Consider the following 17,623-nt stretch of genomic DNA (forward strand, 5'->3'; position numbering starts at 1 on the left):
CGCGAGGGCATTTCTTGTTGCCTTGACTCAAAACCCAGCATTCACTCATATCATCTATGACTTCGAACGAAGAAACCGCCGCCAACTCCCCAGCAGGCGACGGCTTCAAAGTTCACATCCCGCAATCATTTTAGCGATGGGCGCGGGACATGGCGATGATATGCAAGTGTGTTTTGAGTCAAAAACACGCCGTGGTCAAGCCCATCGTACATCACTTGTACGGAGACACCGACCATGAAAGACCCTTCTGCACCGAGCTACCGACTTACATTCGAAGACGCTGTCGAGGTTCACCGAATGCTATGGGAGGGCTGGCTTCAGAGCCGTATCGCTGCGCATTTCGACGTTAACCCTGGCCGCATCTCGGAAGTGAAGCATGGAACGCTGCATGAACGCAGCTACCAAGAAGCCAAGCGCCGCTACGGTGGCAGGGCGGCCTAAATAATGAAGAGTCCGTCATTACTGGCGGGCTCTTTCTCATCATTTTACGACTGCTTCTCCACCATCTTCGTCACCCTCCGAAACACGGTGGAGCGGCTGGGCGCTGATGCCCGTCTTGCTGGATCTGATCAGGTTGATGGCTTAGAGCAACTTGTGAGACAGAAGATGGCCTTCCTCAAAGATCAAGCCAGTGCCACCGGTGTACTGCTTGCCGCGAGGCAGAGCCGCTTCTAAGGCGATTGCTTCCTTTGAACTCCTAGCTTCTTTGCTGGTTTAGCAGGACGGCATGTCCAGCGAGGCTAAATCGATGAGTCCTGTCACGCAGTCGCATTTGGGGGCGGCTACGGCGTTATTTAAGGAACGCGCCGCCCCCAAACGCTTATCGGGAGAAAATCGCTTAATCGCTAGAATGTGTGAAAAGGAAGACATCAAGGAAGTCTATGCCGAGATGAAGGCCAATGGCTTCGACACCAAGGCAGTTCGCACGATCGTTCGCCTGCGCAAGAAGGAAGAAGCCGAGCGCCAGGAAGAAGAGGCGATGATCGACCTCTACAAGGCCGCACTGGGCATGCAGTAAGGCATACGGCGGCGCTGGTGATTGCCGGCGCTGCATCTGATCCAGGTCAAAGGTTTCTGTCAGAAATCTGGTGGAGCTGAGGGGAATCGAACCCCTGACCTCGTCATTGCGAACGACGCGCTCTCCCAACTGAGCTACAGCCCCATCTCGCAATGTCATGCATTTAGGAATGGGCTTCGGCAGCTGTCAAGAAGCTCTCGAAGGTGCAAGCTCTTGCTGCTTTCGCCTTCAATGGCTACATGTCGGTAGCTTTTTGAAGAACGGCCACGGAGAGACGAATGCTCGCGCTGATTCAGACCATTGTGATGGCGCTCGACATCTATTGGTGGCTCATCATCGGGTCTGCCATTTTCTCCTGGCTCTATGCGTTCAACGTGGTCAATTCCAGCAACCAGTTCGTGGGCGCGGTCGGCAATTTTCTCTACCGTGTGACGGAGCCGGCGCTGCGCCCGATCCGGCGGGTGCTGCCCGATCTTGGCGGCATCGACATTTCGCCGATCATCCTGCTTCTGATCCTGTTCTTCATTCGCCAGTTCCTGATCACGACCGTCGCGCCTGCGCTTCTTGGCTGAACAAGGCTTCTTCACCATCTGTGACGAGGGCATCCGCCTCAAGGTGCGGCTGACGCCGAAAGCTGATCGCGACGAAATCGGCGCGCTGGAGAGGATGGGCGAGGAAAGCTGGTTGAAACTGCGCGTGCGGGCCGTGCCTGAGAACGGCAAGGCGAACAAGGCGGCAGAGAAGCTGATTGCGGGGGCCTTCGGCGTGGCAAAATCCGCGGTCGTCGTCGAGACGGGGCAAACAAGCCGCCGCAAGACCCTGATCATTCGTGGTGAGGGAGAGCGGCTTGCCTGCATTTGCGATCAGCTGGCAAGGGTTGAGCCGTAAGGCTCTGCGTTTCATCGGACAGTGTGGCCGTTATGTCGCCCGCCGAGAATGATCCGGCATTACAATAATCTTTCGGATCAGCATCATATGGCGGCGCCAGACAATTATGGTTGATGCTTCATTAACGATCGCTTCGCTATGGTCCGCCGACCGGTAATTTGCAGCAGCAGAAGGCTCTTGATGAGCGTCGCGTCTTCCAGGCTCCGTTCTTGTTTGCGGCCCCTCGCTGCCGGGGTGCTGGCGGTCAGCCTTGTCTGGTCGGTGGGGCTCAGTGCGCAGACGGTGGATTTCCTCGAACAGCAACGCATCGAGCGTGAGCAGGAGTTCGAGCGGGTGACGCGGGAACTTGAAGCTTCCCAGCAACGCCAACTGGAACTGGCCAACGAGATCGACAAGGTTCGCGATGACAGGGCAGCGGTAACCGCAGCACTCATTCAGGCGGCCAAGACCGAGCGCAAGCTTTCGGAAGATATCGCGGACATCGAGACCAGACTGGAAAGCCTCCTGCTGCGAAGGGAAGATATCCAGACCTCACTGCGCGCAAGGCGCGGCACGCTGGCCGAGGTTCTGGGCGCATTGCAGCGCATGGGGCTCAATCCGCCACCAGCGATTCTGGTGCGGCCGGAAGATGCACTTGCTTCGGTGCGCAGCGCGATCCTGCTGGGCGCGGTTGTTCCGGAGCTACGCAGCGAGACGGAGATGCTGGCGACCGATCTCCGCGAACTATCGCGCGTGGTGGCTTCCATCAATGACGAGCAGGAACGGCTGACGGAAAAGATAACCGCCCAGGCAAAGGAAAAGCAGCGCCTGGAAGCGCTTCTTGAAGAGCAGCAGCGTATGCAGGCGGAAGCCGAAGGACAAATGCGCGAGGAGCTTGAGCAGGCCGAGGCGCTTGCCATGGAGGCGGACAGCCTGCAGGCGCTGATCGGTGCGCTTCAATCGAAGATTGCCAGCCTGAGTTCGAGGCTGGAAGAACAGCGCGAGAATGCGCGTGAAGGAACGGGCCTTGAGGAACTGGTGCCTTTTTCGGAGCGCCGCGGCATGGTTCCGCTGCCGGTTTCGGGTAGTTTCACATCACGCTTTGGTGAGGAAGACAGCACCGGAGCGGCACTCAAAGGCGACATTCTAAGGACACAATCGGGCGCAATCGTTACCTCTCCGGCGGATGGCACGGTGCTTTATGCGGGGCCTTTCCGCTCTTACGGTCAGCTATTGATACTGGACCCGGGCGATGACTATCATATCGTATTGGCTGGAATGGACCGGTTGAATGTCAAGCTTGGTCAGAGAGTGCTGGCGGGAGAGCCGGTCGGCCTGATGGGCGAGGCGCGGCTGGCGAGTATTGCGGCAGGGCCCATGGATGGTTCTGAGCGCGAGCTCTATGTAGAATTCAGAAAAGACGGAACACCCGTCGATCCCAGGCGCTGGTGGGCGCGGGAAACACCTGGAAGGATGGGAAATGATACGTAAGCTGTCCATGTTGTTCGCTGGAGCCCTGCTCGGCGCGACCGCGGTTACGGTGGTCAATGGCGCGAACGGTGTTTCGGCGAATGCGGCAGGCACGGACACCTATCGTCAGCTCGCCATTTTCGGCGACATTTTCGAGCGCGTGCGGGCGCAATATGTGACGCCGCCGGACGACAAGGAGCTGGTGGAGAGCGCCATCAATGGCATGCTCACCTCGCTCGATCCGCATTCGTCCTATCTCAATGCGGAAGCCGCACAGGACATGCGAGTGCAGACCAAGGGCGAATTTGGCGGTCTTGGCATCGAAGTCACCATGGAAAATGAGCTGGTGAAGGTCGTCGCACCAATCGACGACACGCCAGCCGCACGCGCTGGCATTCTTTCGGGCGATCTCATCGAGAAGATCGACGGTGAGGAAGTGCGCGGCATGACACTGAGCGATGCTGTCGACCTCATGCGCGGCCCGGTCAATACGCCGATCGAGCTTTCCATTCTTCGTGAAGGCGTGGCCAAGCCGCTTGAGATCACAATCATTCGCGATATCGTGAAGGTGAAAGCGGTCAAGTATCGTGTTGAGGAAGATGTCGGCTACCTGAAGATCACTTCCTTCACCGAGAAGACGACAAACGACCTCAAGGAAGCCATCAAGGCCATCAAGGAGGAAGTTTCGGAGGAGGATCTGAAGGGCTTCGTGCTTGATCTCCGGCTCAATCCGGGTGGTCTGCTCGATCAGGCCGTCAATGTCTCCGACGCGTTTCTTGAGCGCGGTGAGATCGTCTCGACCCGCGGTCGGGAAGCCGAAGACATTTCACGCTACGATTCGCGTGCAGGCGACCTTGTTGACGGCAAGCCGCTGATCGTTCTGATCAATGGCGGTTCGGCCAGTGCTTCGGAAATCGTTGCCGGCGCGCTGCAGGATCATCGTCGCGCGACAGTTGTCGGCACGCAGTCCTTCGGCAAGGGGTCGGTACAGACGATCATCCCGCTGGGTGAAAACGGCGCGCTGCGCCTGACCACGGCCCTCTACTACACGCCGTCGGGCCAGTCGATCCAGGGCAAGGGCATCACGCCCGACATCAAGGTGGAGCAGCCTCTGCCGGATGACCTTGCCGGACGTGACCTGACACGCGGCGAATCGGATCTTCGCGGCCATATCCAGGGCGAGGAAGAGAGCGAGGAGGGCTCCGGCTCCATCGCCTATGTTCCACAGGACCCGGAAGAGGACGAGCAGCTGCGCTTTGCGCTGGAGCTTCTGCGAGGCGAGAAGACCGACCCGGCCTTTCCGCCCAATCCGGACAAGGCCGTGATGAACCAGTAAAGTTTGAGAGACACCCGCCAGATCGGCGGGTGTTTTTCTTTGTGCGGTTTGATCTCTCCCTCGCATCAACTAGCTTACGGCCACCCAAAGCGAATATGGTTGCAATTTGAAGCGTAAGGGATTCTGTTGCTAATCAGCCACGCTTGGAAAAGATTGATTTGCGGCCATATTCGGCCCCGTTTCCTGAGTCATCCCGAACTGCATGAAAAGCTCACAGAACAGGCTCGACACGCCACTTGGACAATCGGGAAAGCCGCGCAAGCCATGTACCTGGTGGAGCGTATCGGCCGGCGATGTGGTTCTTTCGGCGCTGGCGCTTGTCATCCTCGCAGGCTCCGCGGCAATCGCCCTGCGCGACAAGGGGTATGACGGCACGGGCAATGGAGCGATTGAACAGGCTGCGGCGCCTGTAGCGCAGCAGGTGGCAGGGGAGGGCAAACCTTCTGAGGCAAAGCAGGTTGCTGCCACCGAGAGCGAGGGCTCAGGCGCGCAGGGCAAGCCTCAGATCATCAAGGTGCCTCGCCCAGAGCAGGCAAGCGAACGCATCGAGCGCATTGTCATCCGCGACCCCTCCTCCATTGGACCTGACAGCCGCGTTGCGCATCTGCCTGACCGGGCGCTGCTGGAGGAATCGGAGGCAGGTGTGCTGCCGGTGCGGGATGCGACCGGTCGGCGGCCCTTTGATGCCTATGCGCGACCATGGTCTGGGGCAGGAGGCGCAAAGGTCGCCATTGTGATCGGCGGGCTGGGCATATCGCAGACGGGCACCCAGGCGGCCATTCAGGCGCTGCCGGGAGAAATTACGCTAGCCTTCGCGCCACATGGCAACAGCCTTGGCCGATGGATGCAGGAGGCACGACGCGACGGGCACGAAATTCTTCTCCAGGTGCCACTGGAGCCTTTCGACTATCCGCGCGCCAATCCAGGACGGCATACGCTGCTCGTTTCGGCAAACGACACGCAGAAGCAACATGACCTGCATTGGGTGCTGGGACGCATGACAAACTATGTCGGCGTGATGAACTATATGGGAGCGCGTTTCACCGCAGACGAAGCTGCCATGGAGATGCTGATGGACGAGCTGGCTGAGCGGGGCCTCGGCTATCTGGATGACGGAAGTTCGGCGCGCAGTCTGGCGCGTGATGTGGCGCAGCGCAAAGGCGTTCCCTTTGCCGCAAGCGACGTCGTTATCGATGCCAGCGGGAAGCGCGGGGACATCATGTCAAAACTGGATGAACTGGAGCGCACTGCGCGCGCCAAGGGAACTGCGGTAGGCTACGGTTCTGCGCTGGAAGGTACCGTCGAGGCTGTCGGTGCCTGGGCCCGCGAAGTGCGCAAGCGGGGGATAGAGCTTGTCCCGGTGACAGCCGTTTCCTTCGACCCGGAACGCTGATAATCCGACTGTTCAAACGGCAGGGGCGTAAGAGCATGGGCAAGACCATCAAGGCAGAAGATCTACCGTACCGAAAATGCGTTGGCGTGATGGTCCTCAACAGGCAGGGTCTTGTCTGGGCGGGCCGGCGCATTGTCGAGCCAAAGGGCGAACTTGAGGGCGTCCCGCAGCTCTGGCAGATGCCGCAGGGCGGCATAGACAAGGGCGAGGACGCGCTGGAGGCCGCACGGCGTGAGCTCTACGAGGAAACGGGCATGCGCAGCGTCTCCCTGCTTGCAGAAGCGCCTGAGTGGATCAATTACGACCTTCCGGACCATCTGGTCGGCGTCGCTCTTAAAGGGCGCTACAGGGGGCAGACACAGCGCTGGTTCGCGTTCCGCTTCGAGGGTGATGATAGCGAGATAGCAATCAATCCGCCGCCCGGTGGACATACGGCCGAATTCGATGCCTGGGACTGGAAGCCCATGGACGAACTTCCGGGGCTGATCGTGCCCTTCAAGCGCGAAGTTTATGAGAAGGTGGTGGAGGCTTTCCGGCATCTGGTGCCGGAAAGCGCCAAGGCATCAAGCTGAAGTCTATTCGATAACACCGCAGGCAATCCGATCTCCGGCATCGCCTGACGGCTGGCTGGCATAGTCATCGGCACCCGAATGTACGACGACTGCAGAGCCGTCATCGTCACGCAGCGGGTTTTCTCCATCTGCCGATAGGCTGAGACGGTCGGTAAAGAACTCGACCTTCAATACGCCATCCTGGCCCACATTCACATTCGGGAAATCGCCGGGGTGAGGACCACCTTCGGCTTCGATCCCGTGATCCTTTTCGCCTGCATAATGTCCCCCTGCGGATTTGAAGCCGTCAGCGGGGTCACATTCGCCTGTTTCATGCACGTGGAATCCATGTGGCCCGGGTGCCAGATCGGTCATCTCCACGATCACGTGGACCATCCCCGATGCGGTCTGGTTGAATGTCACGGTGCCGACGGACTGTTCGTCGGTATTGATCATGTTGGCGGACGCCTGATCCTGTGCCTGCGCCATACCGGCGGTCAGAGCGGTTGCCAAAGCCGTATAGATGAGTTGACGCATATCCGTCCTCCCTTCTCTCCTCGTGCGCCCTGAGGGCGCCATGGGCCTCGGCAGAGGGCCGGGCCTTCTGCTTTCCGAACAGGTGAGTGGGGAATATGTTTCCTTTGCTTATAAGACGAAAAAGGCCGGCGCTGAGGCCGGCCTTTTGATAATTCGCTATTCGAACAGATCAGGCGGGGATGATCGCGCCCTGGAGGGTCGTCAGCTGGGACAGGTAAAGCTCTGCCTTGGAGCGAGCCTCGTGATCCTTGGCTTCTTCCATCTCGGAACGGACGGCTTCGATGCGCTGCTCCAGATCTTCACGGCTCAGATCCGCCAGGCGTACCGCAGATTCGGCCAGAAGCGTGCACTGATCTGGAAGGATGTCGGCAAAGCCGCCAAAAACGGCAAACTGTTCCTTCTCACCACCCTGCGAGGTAACGGAAACCACACCGGGATTGATGCTGGTCATGGTTGGCGCATGATTGGCCATGACCGTCATTTCACCCTCGGTGCCGGGGATCACGACCTCGGTGGCCTCTTCGGAGAAAAGGAGGCGCTCAGGCGAAACCAGTTCGAACTTGAAAGCTTGGGCCATGATTTCCTACCGCTTGAAAAAGAGCCGGGGCGGTGATGTCCGCCGCCGGCTGTCGTGCATTCGCGCCTTATCAGGCAGCTTCAGCTGCCAGCTTCTCGGCCTTCTCGATCGCGTCCTCGATGGTGCCGACCATGTAGAAGGCAGCTTCGGGAAGGTGATCGTATTCGCCGTTGACGAGGCCCTTGAAGCCCTTGATCGTATCCTGAAGGTCGACAAGCTTGCCCGGCGAACCGGTGAAGACCTCAGCCACGAAGAACGGCTGCGACAGGAAGCGCTCGATCTTGCGTGCGCGGGCAACGGTGAGCTTGTCCTCTTCGGAAAGCTCGTCCATGCCGAGGATGGCGATAATGTCCTGAAGCGACTTGTAGCGCTGCAGGGTCTGCTGAACCGCACGAGCAACCTCGTAGTGCTCTTCACCGACGATCATCGGGTCAAGCATGCGCGAGGTGGAGTCCAGCGGATCCACGGCCGGGTAAATGCCCTTTTCGGAGATGGCGCGGTTGAGAACCGTCGTTGCATCAAGGTGTGCAAAGGACGTTGCCGGTGCAGGGTCGGTCAAGTCATCGGCGGGCACGTAGATGGCCTGCACCGAGGTGATCGAGCCCTTGGTGGTGGTGGTGATGCGTTCCTGCAGGGCGCCCATGTCGGTTGCCAGCGTCGGCTGATAACCCACGGCGGACGGGATACGACCCAGAAGTGCGGACACCTCGGAACCGGCCTGCGTGAAGCGGAAGATGTTGTCCACGAAGAACAGAACGTCCTGGCCCTGGTCGCGGAAATATTCAGCAACGGTCAGACCGGTCAGGCCAACGCGTGCGCGTGCACCGGGCGGCTCGTTCATCTGGCCGTAAACCAGAGCGGCCTTGGAGCCTTCGCCACCGCCCTTCTTGTTCACGCCGGAGTCGATGAACTCGTGGTAGAGGTCGTTGCCCTCACGGGTACGCTCGCCAACGCCAGCGAACACGGAGTAACCACCATGCGCCTTTGCGACGTTGTTGATGAGCTCCTGGATCAGAACCGTCTTGCCGACGCCTGCGCCGCCAAACAGGCCGATCTTGCCGCCCTTTGCGTAAGGAGCGAGAAGGTCGAGAACCTTGATGCCGGTGACGAGGATTTCGGCTTCCGTGGACTGCTCGATATATTCGGGAGCAGGCTGGTGGATCGCGCGCATCTCGGTTGCTTCGATCGGACCAGCTTCGTCAATCGGCTCGCCGGTGACGTTGATGATGCGACCCAGCATTTCGGGGCCAACCGGCACGGAGATCGGAGCACCGGTGTCGGTTACGGACTGGCCGCGAACCAGACCTTCGGTGGAGTCCATGGAGATGGTGCGAACGGTGTTTTCGCCGAGGTGCTGTGCAACCTCGAGAACCAGACGCTGGCCATTATTGTCGGTTTCCAGCGCGTTCATGATCGCGGGAAGGTGGTCGGTGAACTGAACGTCCACGACGGCGCCGATCACCTGGCGGATCGTGCCGGTGGCGCCGCCTGCGCCTGCCGCACCGCTCTTCGCGGCAGCGGCTTTCTTAGCGGTCGCCGAAGTCTTCGGAGTCGCTGCTCTAGCCATGATAATTAACCTCTTCGGTCCGTTAGAGCGCTTCCGCGCCCGAAATAATCTCGATGAGTTCCTTGGTGATCTGCGCCTGACGCTGGCGGTTGTAGGTGATCGACAGCTTGTCGATCATCTCGCCGGCATTGCGGGTCGCATTGTCCATGGCGGTCATCTTGGCACCCATCTCGCCGGCCGCATTTTCAAGGAGCGCCCTGAAAATCTGGACCGAGATGTTGCGGGGGATGAGATCCGCGAGAATGGAGGCTGCGTCCGGCTCATATTCGTAGATCGCTTCGGGACCATTTGCCTGAGCATCATCCGCTTCCGGCATTGCGGCCGGGATGATCTGCAGTGCGGTTGGTACCTGGCTGATAACGGAGCGGAACTCCGAATAGATCAGCGTTGCGACGTCAAACTGACCGTCCTCGAACAGACCAATCACCTTGCGGGCGATGTCGTTCGCGTTGACGAAGCCGATATTCTTCACCTCACGCAGGTCGATGCGGTCGATGATCAGAGAGCCGTATTCACGGCGAAGGATGTCGTAACCCTTCTTGCCGATGCACAGGATCTTGACCGTCTTGCCAGCGTCGAGAAGTCCGCGGACGTGATCGCGCGCCTTGCGCGCGATCTGGCTGTTGAAGCCGCCGCAAAGACCACGCTCGGCCGTCGCGACGATCAGGAGATGCGTGTCGTCGCGTCCGGTCCCTGCCATCAGCGGCGGAGCGTCGGCACCGGAGACGGTGCTCGACACGTTGGCCAGTACGGTGCTCATACGCTGGGCGTATGGCCGTGCGGCTTCCGCTGCCTCCTGCGCACGACGCAGCTTCGCCGCGGCGACCATCTGCATCGCCTTGGTGATCTTCTGCGTCGCCTTGACCGAGGCGATCCGGTTGCGAAGGTCCTTCAGTGAAGCCATGCTTTTTCAGCCTCAGGCAAAGTTCTTGGCGAAGGTGTCGATCTCGGCCTTGAGTTTTGCACGCAGATCGTCGGAGAGAGCCTTCTCCTTGCGGATGGTCTCAAGAACGTCCTTGCCGGTCGAGCGCATGTGAGCCAGCAGGCCCTGCTCGAAGCGACCGACATCCTTGATGGCCAGCTTGTCGAGATAGCCCTGCACACCGGCAAAGATCACGGCAACCTGCTCTTCCGTCTTGAGCGGCGAGAACTGCGGCTGCTTGAGCAGCTCGGTCAGGCGCGCACCACGGTTGAGAAGGCGCTGGGTTGCAGCATCCAGATCCGAGCCGAACTGCGCGAAGGCAGCCATTTCGCGATACTGGGCAAGCTCACCCTTAATGGAGCCTGCAACCTGCTTCATGGCCTTGACCTGAGCGGCCGAACCCACGCGGGACACCGACAGACCGACGTTAACGGCCGGACGGACACCCTGGAAGAACAGGTTGGTCTCGAGGAAGATCTGGCCGTCGGTGATCGAGATCACATTGGTCGGAATATAGGCCGAAACGTCGTTCGCCTGCGTTTCGATGATCGGCAGAGCCGTCAGCGAACCCGAACCATTGTCCTCGTTGAGCTTTGCAGCGCGCTCGAGAAGGCGGGAATGCAGGTAGAAAACGTCACCCGGGTAAGCTTCACGACCGGGCGGACGACGAAGCAGGAGCGACATCTGACGGTAGGCAACGGCCTGCTTGGACAGATCGTCATAGGCAATCACGGCATGCTGGCCGTTGTCGCGGAAATATTCACCCATCGCGCAGCCGGCAAATGGTGCCAGGAACTGCATCGGAGCCGGATCGGAGGCGGTTGCCGCGATCACGATGGAGTATTCAAGAGCGCCGCGCTCTTCCAGAACCTTCACGAACTGGGCAACGGTGGAGCGCTTCTGGCCGACAGCGACATAGACGCAGTAAAGCTTCTGGTCGTCGGCGGCGTTGTCGTTGATACCCTTCTGGTTAAGGAAGGTGTCGAGAACAATGGCGGTCTTGCCGGTCTGACGGTCACCAATGATCAGCTCGCGCTGGCCACGGCCAACGGGGATCAGGGCGTCAATCGCCTTGAGGCCGGTGGACATCGGCTCGTGCACCGACTTGCGGGGGATGATGCCGGGAGCCTTGACGTCAACGCGGCGGCGCTCTGCTGCCTCGATCGGGCCCTTGCCGTCCAGCGCGTTGCCGAGCGGATCAACCACGCGGCCAAGCAGGCCCGGGCCAACCGGCACGTCCACGATGGCGCCGGTGCGCTTGACGGTGTCGCCTTCCTTGATGTCACGGTCGGCGCCGAAGATAACGACACCAACATTGTCGACTTCAAGGTTCAGTGCCATGCCGCGAATTCCGCCCGGGAATTCGACCATCTCACCGGCCTGAACATTGTCGAGGCCATAGACGCGGGCAATACCGTCACCGACGGAGAGAACCTGACCGACCTCGGAAACCTCGGCCTCTTTGCCGAAATTCTTGATCTGGTCCTTTAGAATTGCGGAAATTTCCGCCGCGCGGATATCCATCAGCCGACCTCTTTCAGTGCAAGCTTGAGCGAATTGAGTTTGGTTTTAAGCGAAGTGTCGATCTGGCGCGACCCCAGCTTGACGACAAGGCCGCCGAGAAGGGAGGGATCGACCGTGACGTCTATATTGACGTCCTTGCCGGCCACTTCCTTCAGCGTTGCCTTAAGCTCCTTCTCCTGCTCGGCGCTCAGCGCATGAGCAGCGGTCACTTCTGCCGCGACTTCGCCACGCGCTTCTGCAGCGACCTGGCGGAAAGCGCGGATCATCTGCGGAACGGCGAAGAGGCGGCGGTTTTGCGCCACAACACGAAGGAAATTACCGACCAGGCCAGAAACGCCAGCCTTGTCGAGCACCGCACCAAGGGCGCGGGTCTGATCATCGGAGGAAAAGACCGGGCTGTTCACCAGCCTCTGCAGGTCTTCGCTCTCGCGCAAAATCTTGTCGAAATCGTTGAGATCCTGCTCGACTTTGGCGACAGAGTCGGATTCCTGGGCAAGTTCGAAGAGCGACCGCGCATAGCGCCCTGCCACTCCGGAGATCATCGAGCCAGATTCTGCCACGGGATGGTCTCTTCTCACAGCTTGCGGTCACATATTTCGACACAGGAGCCGGATAGCTCGGGTCTAACATGCTGACCTTGTTGATAGTTTATCGGCTGAGGAGAATGTACGGCATTACCCCCCTGCCGAAAGCCGATTGCCGTCTAGCACAGGCCTTGAGCAGGCGCAACACGGCGGAAAGACTGAATCCGCGCTGTTTGGCCAAGACTCGTACCGAATCGTTGCCTCAGCTAATGAATCCCAGCGTGAATGCCAGTGGAAGCGCGGCCAGCAGAGCGTTAAGCACAAGTGCAATCCAGTTGTGCAGCGTGTTTGCGCGGTCGGACATCATCGAGACGATGCGGCCAAAGAGCGCAATCGCCCATGCCAGCCCAAGGGCAAGGTAGATGAGCGGCTGCGCGAACAGAATCGCTGCCACGCCAATACCGATATAGAATCCGCCAAGCTGCGCGCGCACCGTGCTCAGGCCCGAATTGCGCATGGGCGGGTTGTCGAGACGCAGGAGCCGCAGCGTGGTTCCCGGAGCGAACATGGCGATAAAGCCAAAGAAGATGGTGGCTGCCGCCGATGACCAGGCCAGCCATTCACCGTCACTGGTTGGCCAGGGTAGTGCGAATTCCATCGAAAATGCTCCGTCCTAGTCGTGCAGGCCGAATCAGAATGGCTCAGCCGTGCGGAAGCTGCGCATATATCCTGTTTCCAGCTTAAGCAAAGCCATCACGCGATATGTACGTTATAGGAAGCTCTGCGGATCTATGTCCACCTGAACGCGTATCGACCCCCTTGGCCGCGGAGCCGAGGCAATCATCTGGCGCAGATATGCCTGGATGTCGGCGCGGCGTGTACCGTGTACGAGAAGGCGGAAGCGATGTCTGCCTGCCAGAAGCGAGAGCGGGGCTTCTGCGGGGCCGAGCGTTTCCAGAACATCGGATGCCGGGGCTGCCAGTCTGAGCGCGCGCGCGTGGCTTTCGGCCTCCGCGCGTTCATTGGCGCTGACGATGATCGCGGCAAGTCTTCCGAACGGAGGGAGCGACGAACTTTCTCGCGCCGCAATCTCGCGCTCGTAGAAGGCCTCCGAATCGCCGGAAATGATGGCACGCATCACCGGATGTTCGGGCTGGTAGGTCTGGATCAGGCCCAGGCTCTTGCGCCCGGAACGTCCTGCGCGGCCAGTTACCTGGCTCAGGAGCTGGAAGGTTCGTTCGGCAGCACGCGGGTCACCATTGGACAGGCCGATATCGGCATCGACGACGCCGACCAAAGTCATCGCAGGGAAATTGTGGCCCTTGGCGACGAGCTGGGTGCCGACGACTATGTCGGCCTCACCATCCGCAATGGCTTCGAGTTCCAGGCGCAGACGCTTCACGCCCCCCAACATGTCGGAAGAAAGGACGATGGTGCGCGCATCGGGGAAGTGCCGGTCGACCTCCTCGGCAATGCGTTCCACGCCGGGGCCGCAGGCAACCAGATGGTCGAGCGTTCCGCATTCCGGGCAGGCCTCGGGGACCGGGCGATTATGTCCGCAATGGTGGCAGATGAGCTGTTTGCGGAAGCGGTGTTCCACCAGCCAGCTTGAGCAATCGGGGCACTGGAAGCGGTGGCCGCAGACACGACAGAGCGTGAGTGGCGCATAGCCGCGGCGGTTGAGGAAGAGCAGCGACTGCTCCTTGCGTGCCAGTGTCTGGCTTATCGCCTGAATGAGCACAGGCGAGAGGAAGCCACCGCGTTCCGGCGGGGACCTGCGCATGTCGATGGCCTTCAGGTCCGGCAGGGCTGCGTCTGCGTAGCGGCTTGAAAGCACGATGCGCTCATAGCGACCACTTTGAGCGTTCACGCGGCTTTCGATGGAAGGCGTGGCTGATGCCAGCACGACCGGAAAGCCGCCCAGATGTCCACGCTTCACGGCCATGTCGCGGGCGTTATAGAAGACGCGATCTTCCTGCTTGTAGGCCGGGTCGTGCTCTTCATCCACGACGATGAGCCCCAAATCCCTAAAAGGCAGGAACAGAGCCGAACGCGCACCAGCGACCACGCGAACCTGACCTTCTGCCACCTGCCGCCAGATGCGTTCGCGCTTCTTCGGCGCAAGATCGGAATGCCAGTCGGCAGGCTTGGATCCGAAGCGGTCATGAAAGCGATCCAGAAAGGCCTGGGTCAGTGCGATTTCGGGAATGAGAATCAGCACCTGCTTCCCGCGCTCGAGTGCAGCGGCGACTGCTTCGAAGTAGACTTCGGTCTTGCCCGAGCCGGTGACGCCGTCGAGCAGCGTAACGGAGAAGCCTTCACGTGCTGCCTGTTCGCGCAGATGTTCCGCGGCCTCCGCCTGCCCATCAGAAAGTTCCGGCTGGCCATAAAGCGGGTCTGGTGGGGCGACAACGGGCTGTGGTGGCAGTTCGACGGTTTCGAATACGCCCTGCTTTGCCAGCCCGTCGATCACGCTTAGCGAAATGCCAGCGGCATGGGCGAGGCCGGAGCGAGTCCAGGCCTGGCCGTCGCGCGCCAGTTCCAGGGCACGCTCGCGCGCGGTGGTCATACGGTCAGGACGGTTGTCTGTCAGGCGCAGACCCTGTTGCGGAGGCTCCGGATCAAAGGCGCCCGGCGCGCGCAGCAGCATTCGTGCCACCATTCCCGGTGGGGAGAGCGTGTAGGCGCTGATCCACTCGACAAAGCGCCGCATTTCCTCGCTAATGGGAGGGCAGTCAAACACAGCCTCAATGGGGCGCAGTTTCTTCGGGTCGACGGTTCCGCCATCACCGTCCCAGGCGATGCCTGCAACCTGTCGCGGCCCGAGCGGAACGCGAACGATGCTTCCCGGAGCCACGGCCATGCCCTCTGGAACCGCGTAGCTATAGGGTCGTTCCGCCGGCATAGGCACCATGACGGGAATCACGCGCGATGTGCCCGAATCTTTCTCCATGAGGCGTGACCTTGCCGTTTAAATTGTTTAAAGCAACCCACGATGCGTGTGTGCGCTTGCCTTTGCTGTTCGAAAATCCAGGGAGATGTCCATGAAATTCTTCGTCGATACCGCCGATGTAAATGAAATCAAAGAACTCAACGAGCTGGGTCTCCTGGATGGCGTGACGACCAATCCCTCGCTTATCATGAAAGCGGGTCGGGACATCACCGAAGTGACGAAGGAAATCTGTGATCTGGTGGACGGACCGGTCTCGGCTGAGGTCACCGCCACGGATTTCGACGGCATGATGCGCGAAGCTGAGGTTCTGTCGAAGATCGCCGACAATGTGTGCATCAAGGTGCCGCTGACCTTTGACGGTCTGAAGGCGTGCAAGAAGATCACCGAGAGCGGTCGTCAGGTTAATGTGACGCTCTGCTTCTCCGCCAATCAGGCGCTGCTGGCGGCCAAGGCCGGCGCGACCTTTATCTCGCCCTTCATCGGCCGCCTTGACGACATGGCCATCGACGGCATGGACCTCATCGCCGAGATCCGTACGATCTATGACAATTACGGCTTCGGCACGGAAATCCTCGCAGCGTCCATTCGCACGGTAAACCATGTGAAGCAGGCGGCCCTGATCGGCGCGGATGTCGCGACCGTTCCGCCAGCAACGCTGAAGGCGCTGGTCAAGCATCCGCTGACCGACAAGGGGCTCGAAGCCTTCCTCGCCGACTGGGAAAAGACCGGTCAGAAGATCGGCTGATCTCGTTCAATCAGTGAAGTTTAAGCCCCGGCCATTGTGCCGGGGTTTTTTCATGGCTTGAAGACCGCGTCGCGATCCTTTGCCAAAGCGTGCACCGCATGTTCCTGCAGGCGCTCCGCAAGCTCGGATGGTTCGCCATCCTGCAAGGTTTCATGCGGAATTGGGCGCCCGATGATCATGGAGATGGCGCGGCCCTTCTTGTTCAGAAGCTCGTGGAACAGGGTCATGTCGCGCAGTTCGTTCGAATATTTCGAGAGCAGGTAGAACAGGCCGGAATTGCGCGCGGTGATGTTCATGGGGATCACCGGAACCTCGTAGCGCCGCGCCAGAGCCACGACTGATGGCTGCCAAGGGCGTTCGGTCAGCTTGTCTTCGTTCCAGTAGGCTATGCGACCGGACGGGAAGAGCACGACCGCACGCTCTTCGTTGAAGGCCTTGGCCGTCATGGCCAGGGTATCGCGGCTCTTCGCATGCGATTTTTCGGCAGCTCGCCACTCCACAGGGATAACCAATTCGCGGAATTGCGGATTGACCCGGAGCGCATCGCGGTTGGCAAAGAAGGCCATGTCCGGCCTGATCTCCTTGAGAAGATCGAAAACGGCAATGCCGTCGGCGATGCCGGTTGGATGCGTCGGGGCAAGGATGAAGCCACCCTTTTTGGGAATGTTATCCAAACCGGTAGAGGAAATCTCAAGCGAGAGAAGCTGGCTGATATAGGTGAAGGCATCCCAGCCCGACATTGCGGCCACTTCGTCGGCCATGGCAACGGCCTGGCGATAGTGGAAATAACGATAGAGCAGGGGCTTTGCGACAGGCCAGAAGAAGGTCTGCGACAGATGGGTTGTGCGCTCCGCGATGAGCTGGTCCACGACGTGGTCTGCCGTATCGGGGGCCACTGCCTCACGCTTCAAGAGCTTGCTTCCGAATACGCCAGCGACAGACATCATCGTGGTATGAAATCCCATTAGCGAAGCACTCCAATGGCGGCTGTTTCACCGATATCCATGACGTCGCAATGACAACCGGGCCAAAAGCCTTGTGCGAAGCCCCTCTCGCACCTCCGATATCACCGCTCATCCTTATAGCATAATCCCGCTTCAGATGCCCGGGGAAGCCGCAAGGTTCTGCGCGACGGAAAGCCGGATGACTTCGGCAAGTTCCCGTGCAGCGCGATTCTGTGCATCTCGCTCGGCACGCAGCACGGCATATTCCTGACGCGGGCGGTCAAAGGCGGAAGAGACTTCGCGCGTACCCTGACCGAGGACGGCACCGTTTGCTGCATCGGTCAGAGTATAGCTGCCCTTCATGCGGACCGTGCCTGCGGTAGGCTCATCAATGCCAGCGCGCTGGATCGTTGCCGCCGATGCCGTGACCGACGTCACCGACAGGTCGAGCTTGTAGCGTGGGGTTGCAGGTGGCGTGGCGCCTCCATGCAGCAGGAACATGAGGTGATTGCGCACCTCAAGACCGTAGCGCGTGTTCTGCTCAGACACAGCGACCGAAGCGAGTGCAGCGGCTGTGCCGCCGCTGAAATCGGCATCGGACGTCGCATAAAGCGGCTTCACGGTGCAGGCAGAGACAGCGCTTAGGGCTGCCAGAAGCCCGCACATGACCAAGGCTTTGAAAACGGACTTCAAGG

The 17,623-nt window shown here is 60.0% G+C and carries 19 protein-coding genes, 1 tRNA gene and 1 pseudogene; 10 read left to right on the top strand and 11 right to left on the bottom strand.

Annotation, left to right across the window (positions count from 1 at the left end; translation table 11 throughout):
• Positions 1–234 precede the first annotated feature (234 nt).
• The 3 genes and pseudogenes from WA367_RS02515 to WA367_RS02525 form a co-directional block, all read left to right on the top strand.
• A complete protein-coding gene (locus tag WA367_RS02515) occupies positions 235–441 on the top strand; it encodes a hypothetical protein (protein ID WP_336055222.1) in 207 nt (68 codons plus the stop codon).
• Positions 442–444: 3 nt separating this feature from the next.
• The gene (locus tag WA367_RS02520) at positions 445–675 is read left to right on the top strand and encodes a hypothetical protein (RefSeq protein ID WP_336055223.1); all 231 of its coding nucleotides are present in this window, start codon (positions 445–447) and stop codon (positions 673–675) included.
• Between the two features lie 187 nt (positions 676–862).
• Positions 863–1,018, top strand: a pseudogene (locus WA367_RS02525) (DUF2312 domain-containing protein); the annotation flags it as partial.
• 68 nt (positions 1,019–1,086) lie between these two features.
• Here WA367_RS02525 and WA367_RS02530 read toward each other — a convergent pair.
• Positions 1,087–1,162, bottom strand: a tRNA-Ala gene (locus WA367_RS02530).
• Positions 1,163–1,296: 134 nt separating this feature from the next.
• Here WA367_RS02530 and WA367_RS02535 point away from each other — a divergent pair.
• The 6 genes from WA367_RS02535 to WA367_RS02560 all read left to right on the top strand — a co-directional run bounded on the left by WA367_RS02535 (position 1,297) and on the right by WA367_RS02560 (position 6,656).
• Entirely contained in the window at positions 1,297–1,590 is a 294-nt protein-coding gene (locus tag WA367_RS02535; RefSeq protein WP_336055224.1) for a YggT family protein, read from the top strand.
• Positions 1,583–1,906 (top strand): DUF167 family protein, encoded by a 324-nt coding sequence (locus WA367_RS02540; RefSeq protein ID WP_336055225.1) that lies wholly within the window; start codon positions 1,583–1,585, stop codon positions 1,904–1,906. Before WA367_RS02535 ends, WA367_RS02540 begins: the two co-directional genes overlap by 8 nt.
• A 180-nt stretch (positions 1,907–2,086) precedes the next feature.
• Positions 2,087–3,376: a murein hydrolase activator EnvC family protein gene (locus WA367_RS02545; RefSeq protein ID WP_336055226.1), complete on the top strand. Its 1,290-nt coding sequence runs from the start codon at positions 2,087–2,089 to the stop codon at positions 3,374–3,376.
• Positions 3,366–4,691, top strand: coding sequence for a S41 family peptidase (locus tag WA367_RS02550; protein ID WP_336055227.1), 1,326 nt, complete (start codon positions 3,366–3,368; stop codon positions 4,689–4,691). Before WA367_RS02545 ends, WA367_RS02550 begins: the two co-directional genes overlap by 11 nt.
• Positions 4,692–4,893: 202 nt before the next feature.
• Positions 4,894–6,084 (top strand): divergent polysaccharide deacetylase family protein, encoded by a 1,191-nt coding sequence (locus WA367_RS02555; protein ID WP_336055228.1) that lies wholly within the window; start codon positions 4,894–4,896, stop codon positions 6,082–6,084.
• Between the two features lie 35 nt (positions 6,085–6,119).
• On the top strand, positions 6,120–6,656 hold the full coding sequence (locus tag WA367_RS02560) for an RNA pyrophosphohydrolase (RefSeq protein WP_336055229.1): 537 nt from the start codon (positions 6,120–6,122) through the stop codon (positions 6,654–6,656).
• Between the two features lie 3 nt (positions 6,657–6,659).
• Here WA367_RS02560 and WA367_RS02565 read toward each other — a convergent pair whose 3' ends face one another.
• The 8 genes from WA367_RS02565 to WA367_RS02600 all read right to left on the bottom strand — a co-directional run bounded on the left by WA367_RS02565 (position 6,660) and on the right by WA367_RS02600 (position 15,239).
• The gene (locus tag WA367_RS02565; RefSeq protein WP_336055230.1) at positions 6,660–7,172 is read right to left on the bottom strand and encodes a superoxide dismutase family protein; all 513 of its coding nucleotides are present in this window, start codon (positions 7,170–7,172) and stop codon (positions 6,660–6,662) included.
• Positions 7,173–7,341: 169 nt separating this feature from the next.
• A complete protein-coding gene (locus tag WA367_RS02570) occupies positions 7,342–7,749 on the bottom strand; it encodes a F0F1 ATP synthase subunit epsilon (protein ID WP_336055231.1) in 408 nt (135 codons plus the stop codon).
• 70 nt (positions 7,750–7,819) lie between these two features.
• Positions 7,820–9,316, bottom strand: coding sequence for a F0F1 ATP synthase subunit beta (atpD, locus tag WA367_RS02575; protein WP_336055232.1), 1,497 nt, complete (start codon positions 9,314–9,316; stop codon positions 7,820–7,822).
• Positions 9,317–9,338: 22 nt separating this feature from the next.
• On the bottom strand, positions 9,339–10,220 hold the full coding sequence (locus WA367_RS02580; RefSeq protein ID WP_336055233.1) for a F0F1 ATP synthase subunit gamma: 882 nt from the start codon (positions 10,218–10,220) through the stop codon (positions 9,339–9,341).
• Positions 10,221–10,232: 12 nt separating this feature from the next.
• Positions 10,233–11,762 (bottom strand): F0F1 ATP synthase subunit alpha, encoded by a 1,530-nt coding sequence (gene atpA / locus WA367_RS02585; protein ID WP_336055234.1) that lies wholly within the window; start codon positions 11,760–11,762, stop codon positions 10,233–10,235.
• The gene (locus WA367_RS02590) at positions 11,762–12,322 is read right to left on the bottom strand and encodes a F0F1 ATP synthase subunit delta (protein ID WP_336055235.1); all 561 of its coding nucleotides are present in this window, start codon (positions 12,320–12,322) and stop codon (positions 11,762–11,764) included. Before WA367_RS02590 ends, atpA begins: the two co-directional genes overlap by 1 nt.
• 226 nt (positions 12,323–12,548) lie before the next feature.
• Positions 12,549–12,944 (bottom strand): AGROH133_08824 family phage infection protein, encoded by a 396-nt coding sequence (locus tag WA367_RS02595; protein ID WP_336055236.1) that lies wholly within the window; start codon positions 12,942–12,944, stop codon positions 12,549–12,551.
• A 111-nt stretch (positions 12,945–13,055) separates the two neighbouring features.
• Positions 13,056–15,239, bottom strand: a complete 2,184-nt coding sequence (locus WA367_RS02600; protein ID WP_336055237.1) for a primosomal protein N' — start codon at positions 15,237–15,239, stop codon at positions 13,056–13,058.
• A 91-nt stretch (positions 15,240–15,330) separates the two neighbouring features.
• Between WA367_RS02600 and fsa the strand changes: the two genes are divergently transcribed.
• Complete coding sequence (gene fsa / locus WA367_RS02605; RefSeq protein ID WP_036485720.1) at positions 15,331–15,984, top strand: fructose-6-phosphate aldolase; 654 nt, start codon at positions 15,331–15,333, stop codon at positions 15,982–15,984.
• Between the two features lie 50 nt (positions 15,985–16,034).
• Here the strand turns inward: fsa and WA367_RS02610 are convergent, their stop codons facing one another.
• Complete coding sequence (locus WA367_RS02610; RefSeq protein WP_336055238.1) at positions 16,035–16,931, bottom strand: 1-acyl-sn-glycerol-3-phosphate acyltransferase; 897 nt, start codon at positions 16,929–16,931, stop codon at positions 16,035–16,037.
• 150 nt (positions 16,932–17,081) lie between these two features.
• On the bottom strand, positions 17,082–17,621 hold the full coding sequence (gene lptE, locus WA367_RS02615) for an LPS assembly lipoprotein LptE (protein WP_336055239.1): 540 nt from the start codon (positions 17,619–17,621) through the stop codon (positions 17,082–17,084).
• Positions 17,622–17,623: the final 2 nt, after the last annotated feature.

This window comes from Nitratireductor sp. CH_MIT9313-5 (assembly GCF_037029545.1).
Lineage (GTDB): Bacteria > Pseudomonadota > Alphaproteobacteria > Rhizobiales > Rhizobiaceae > Chelativorans.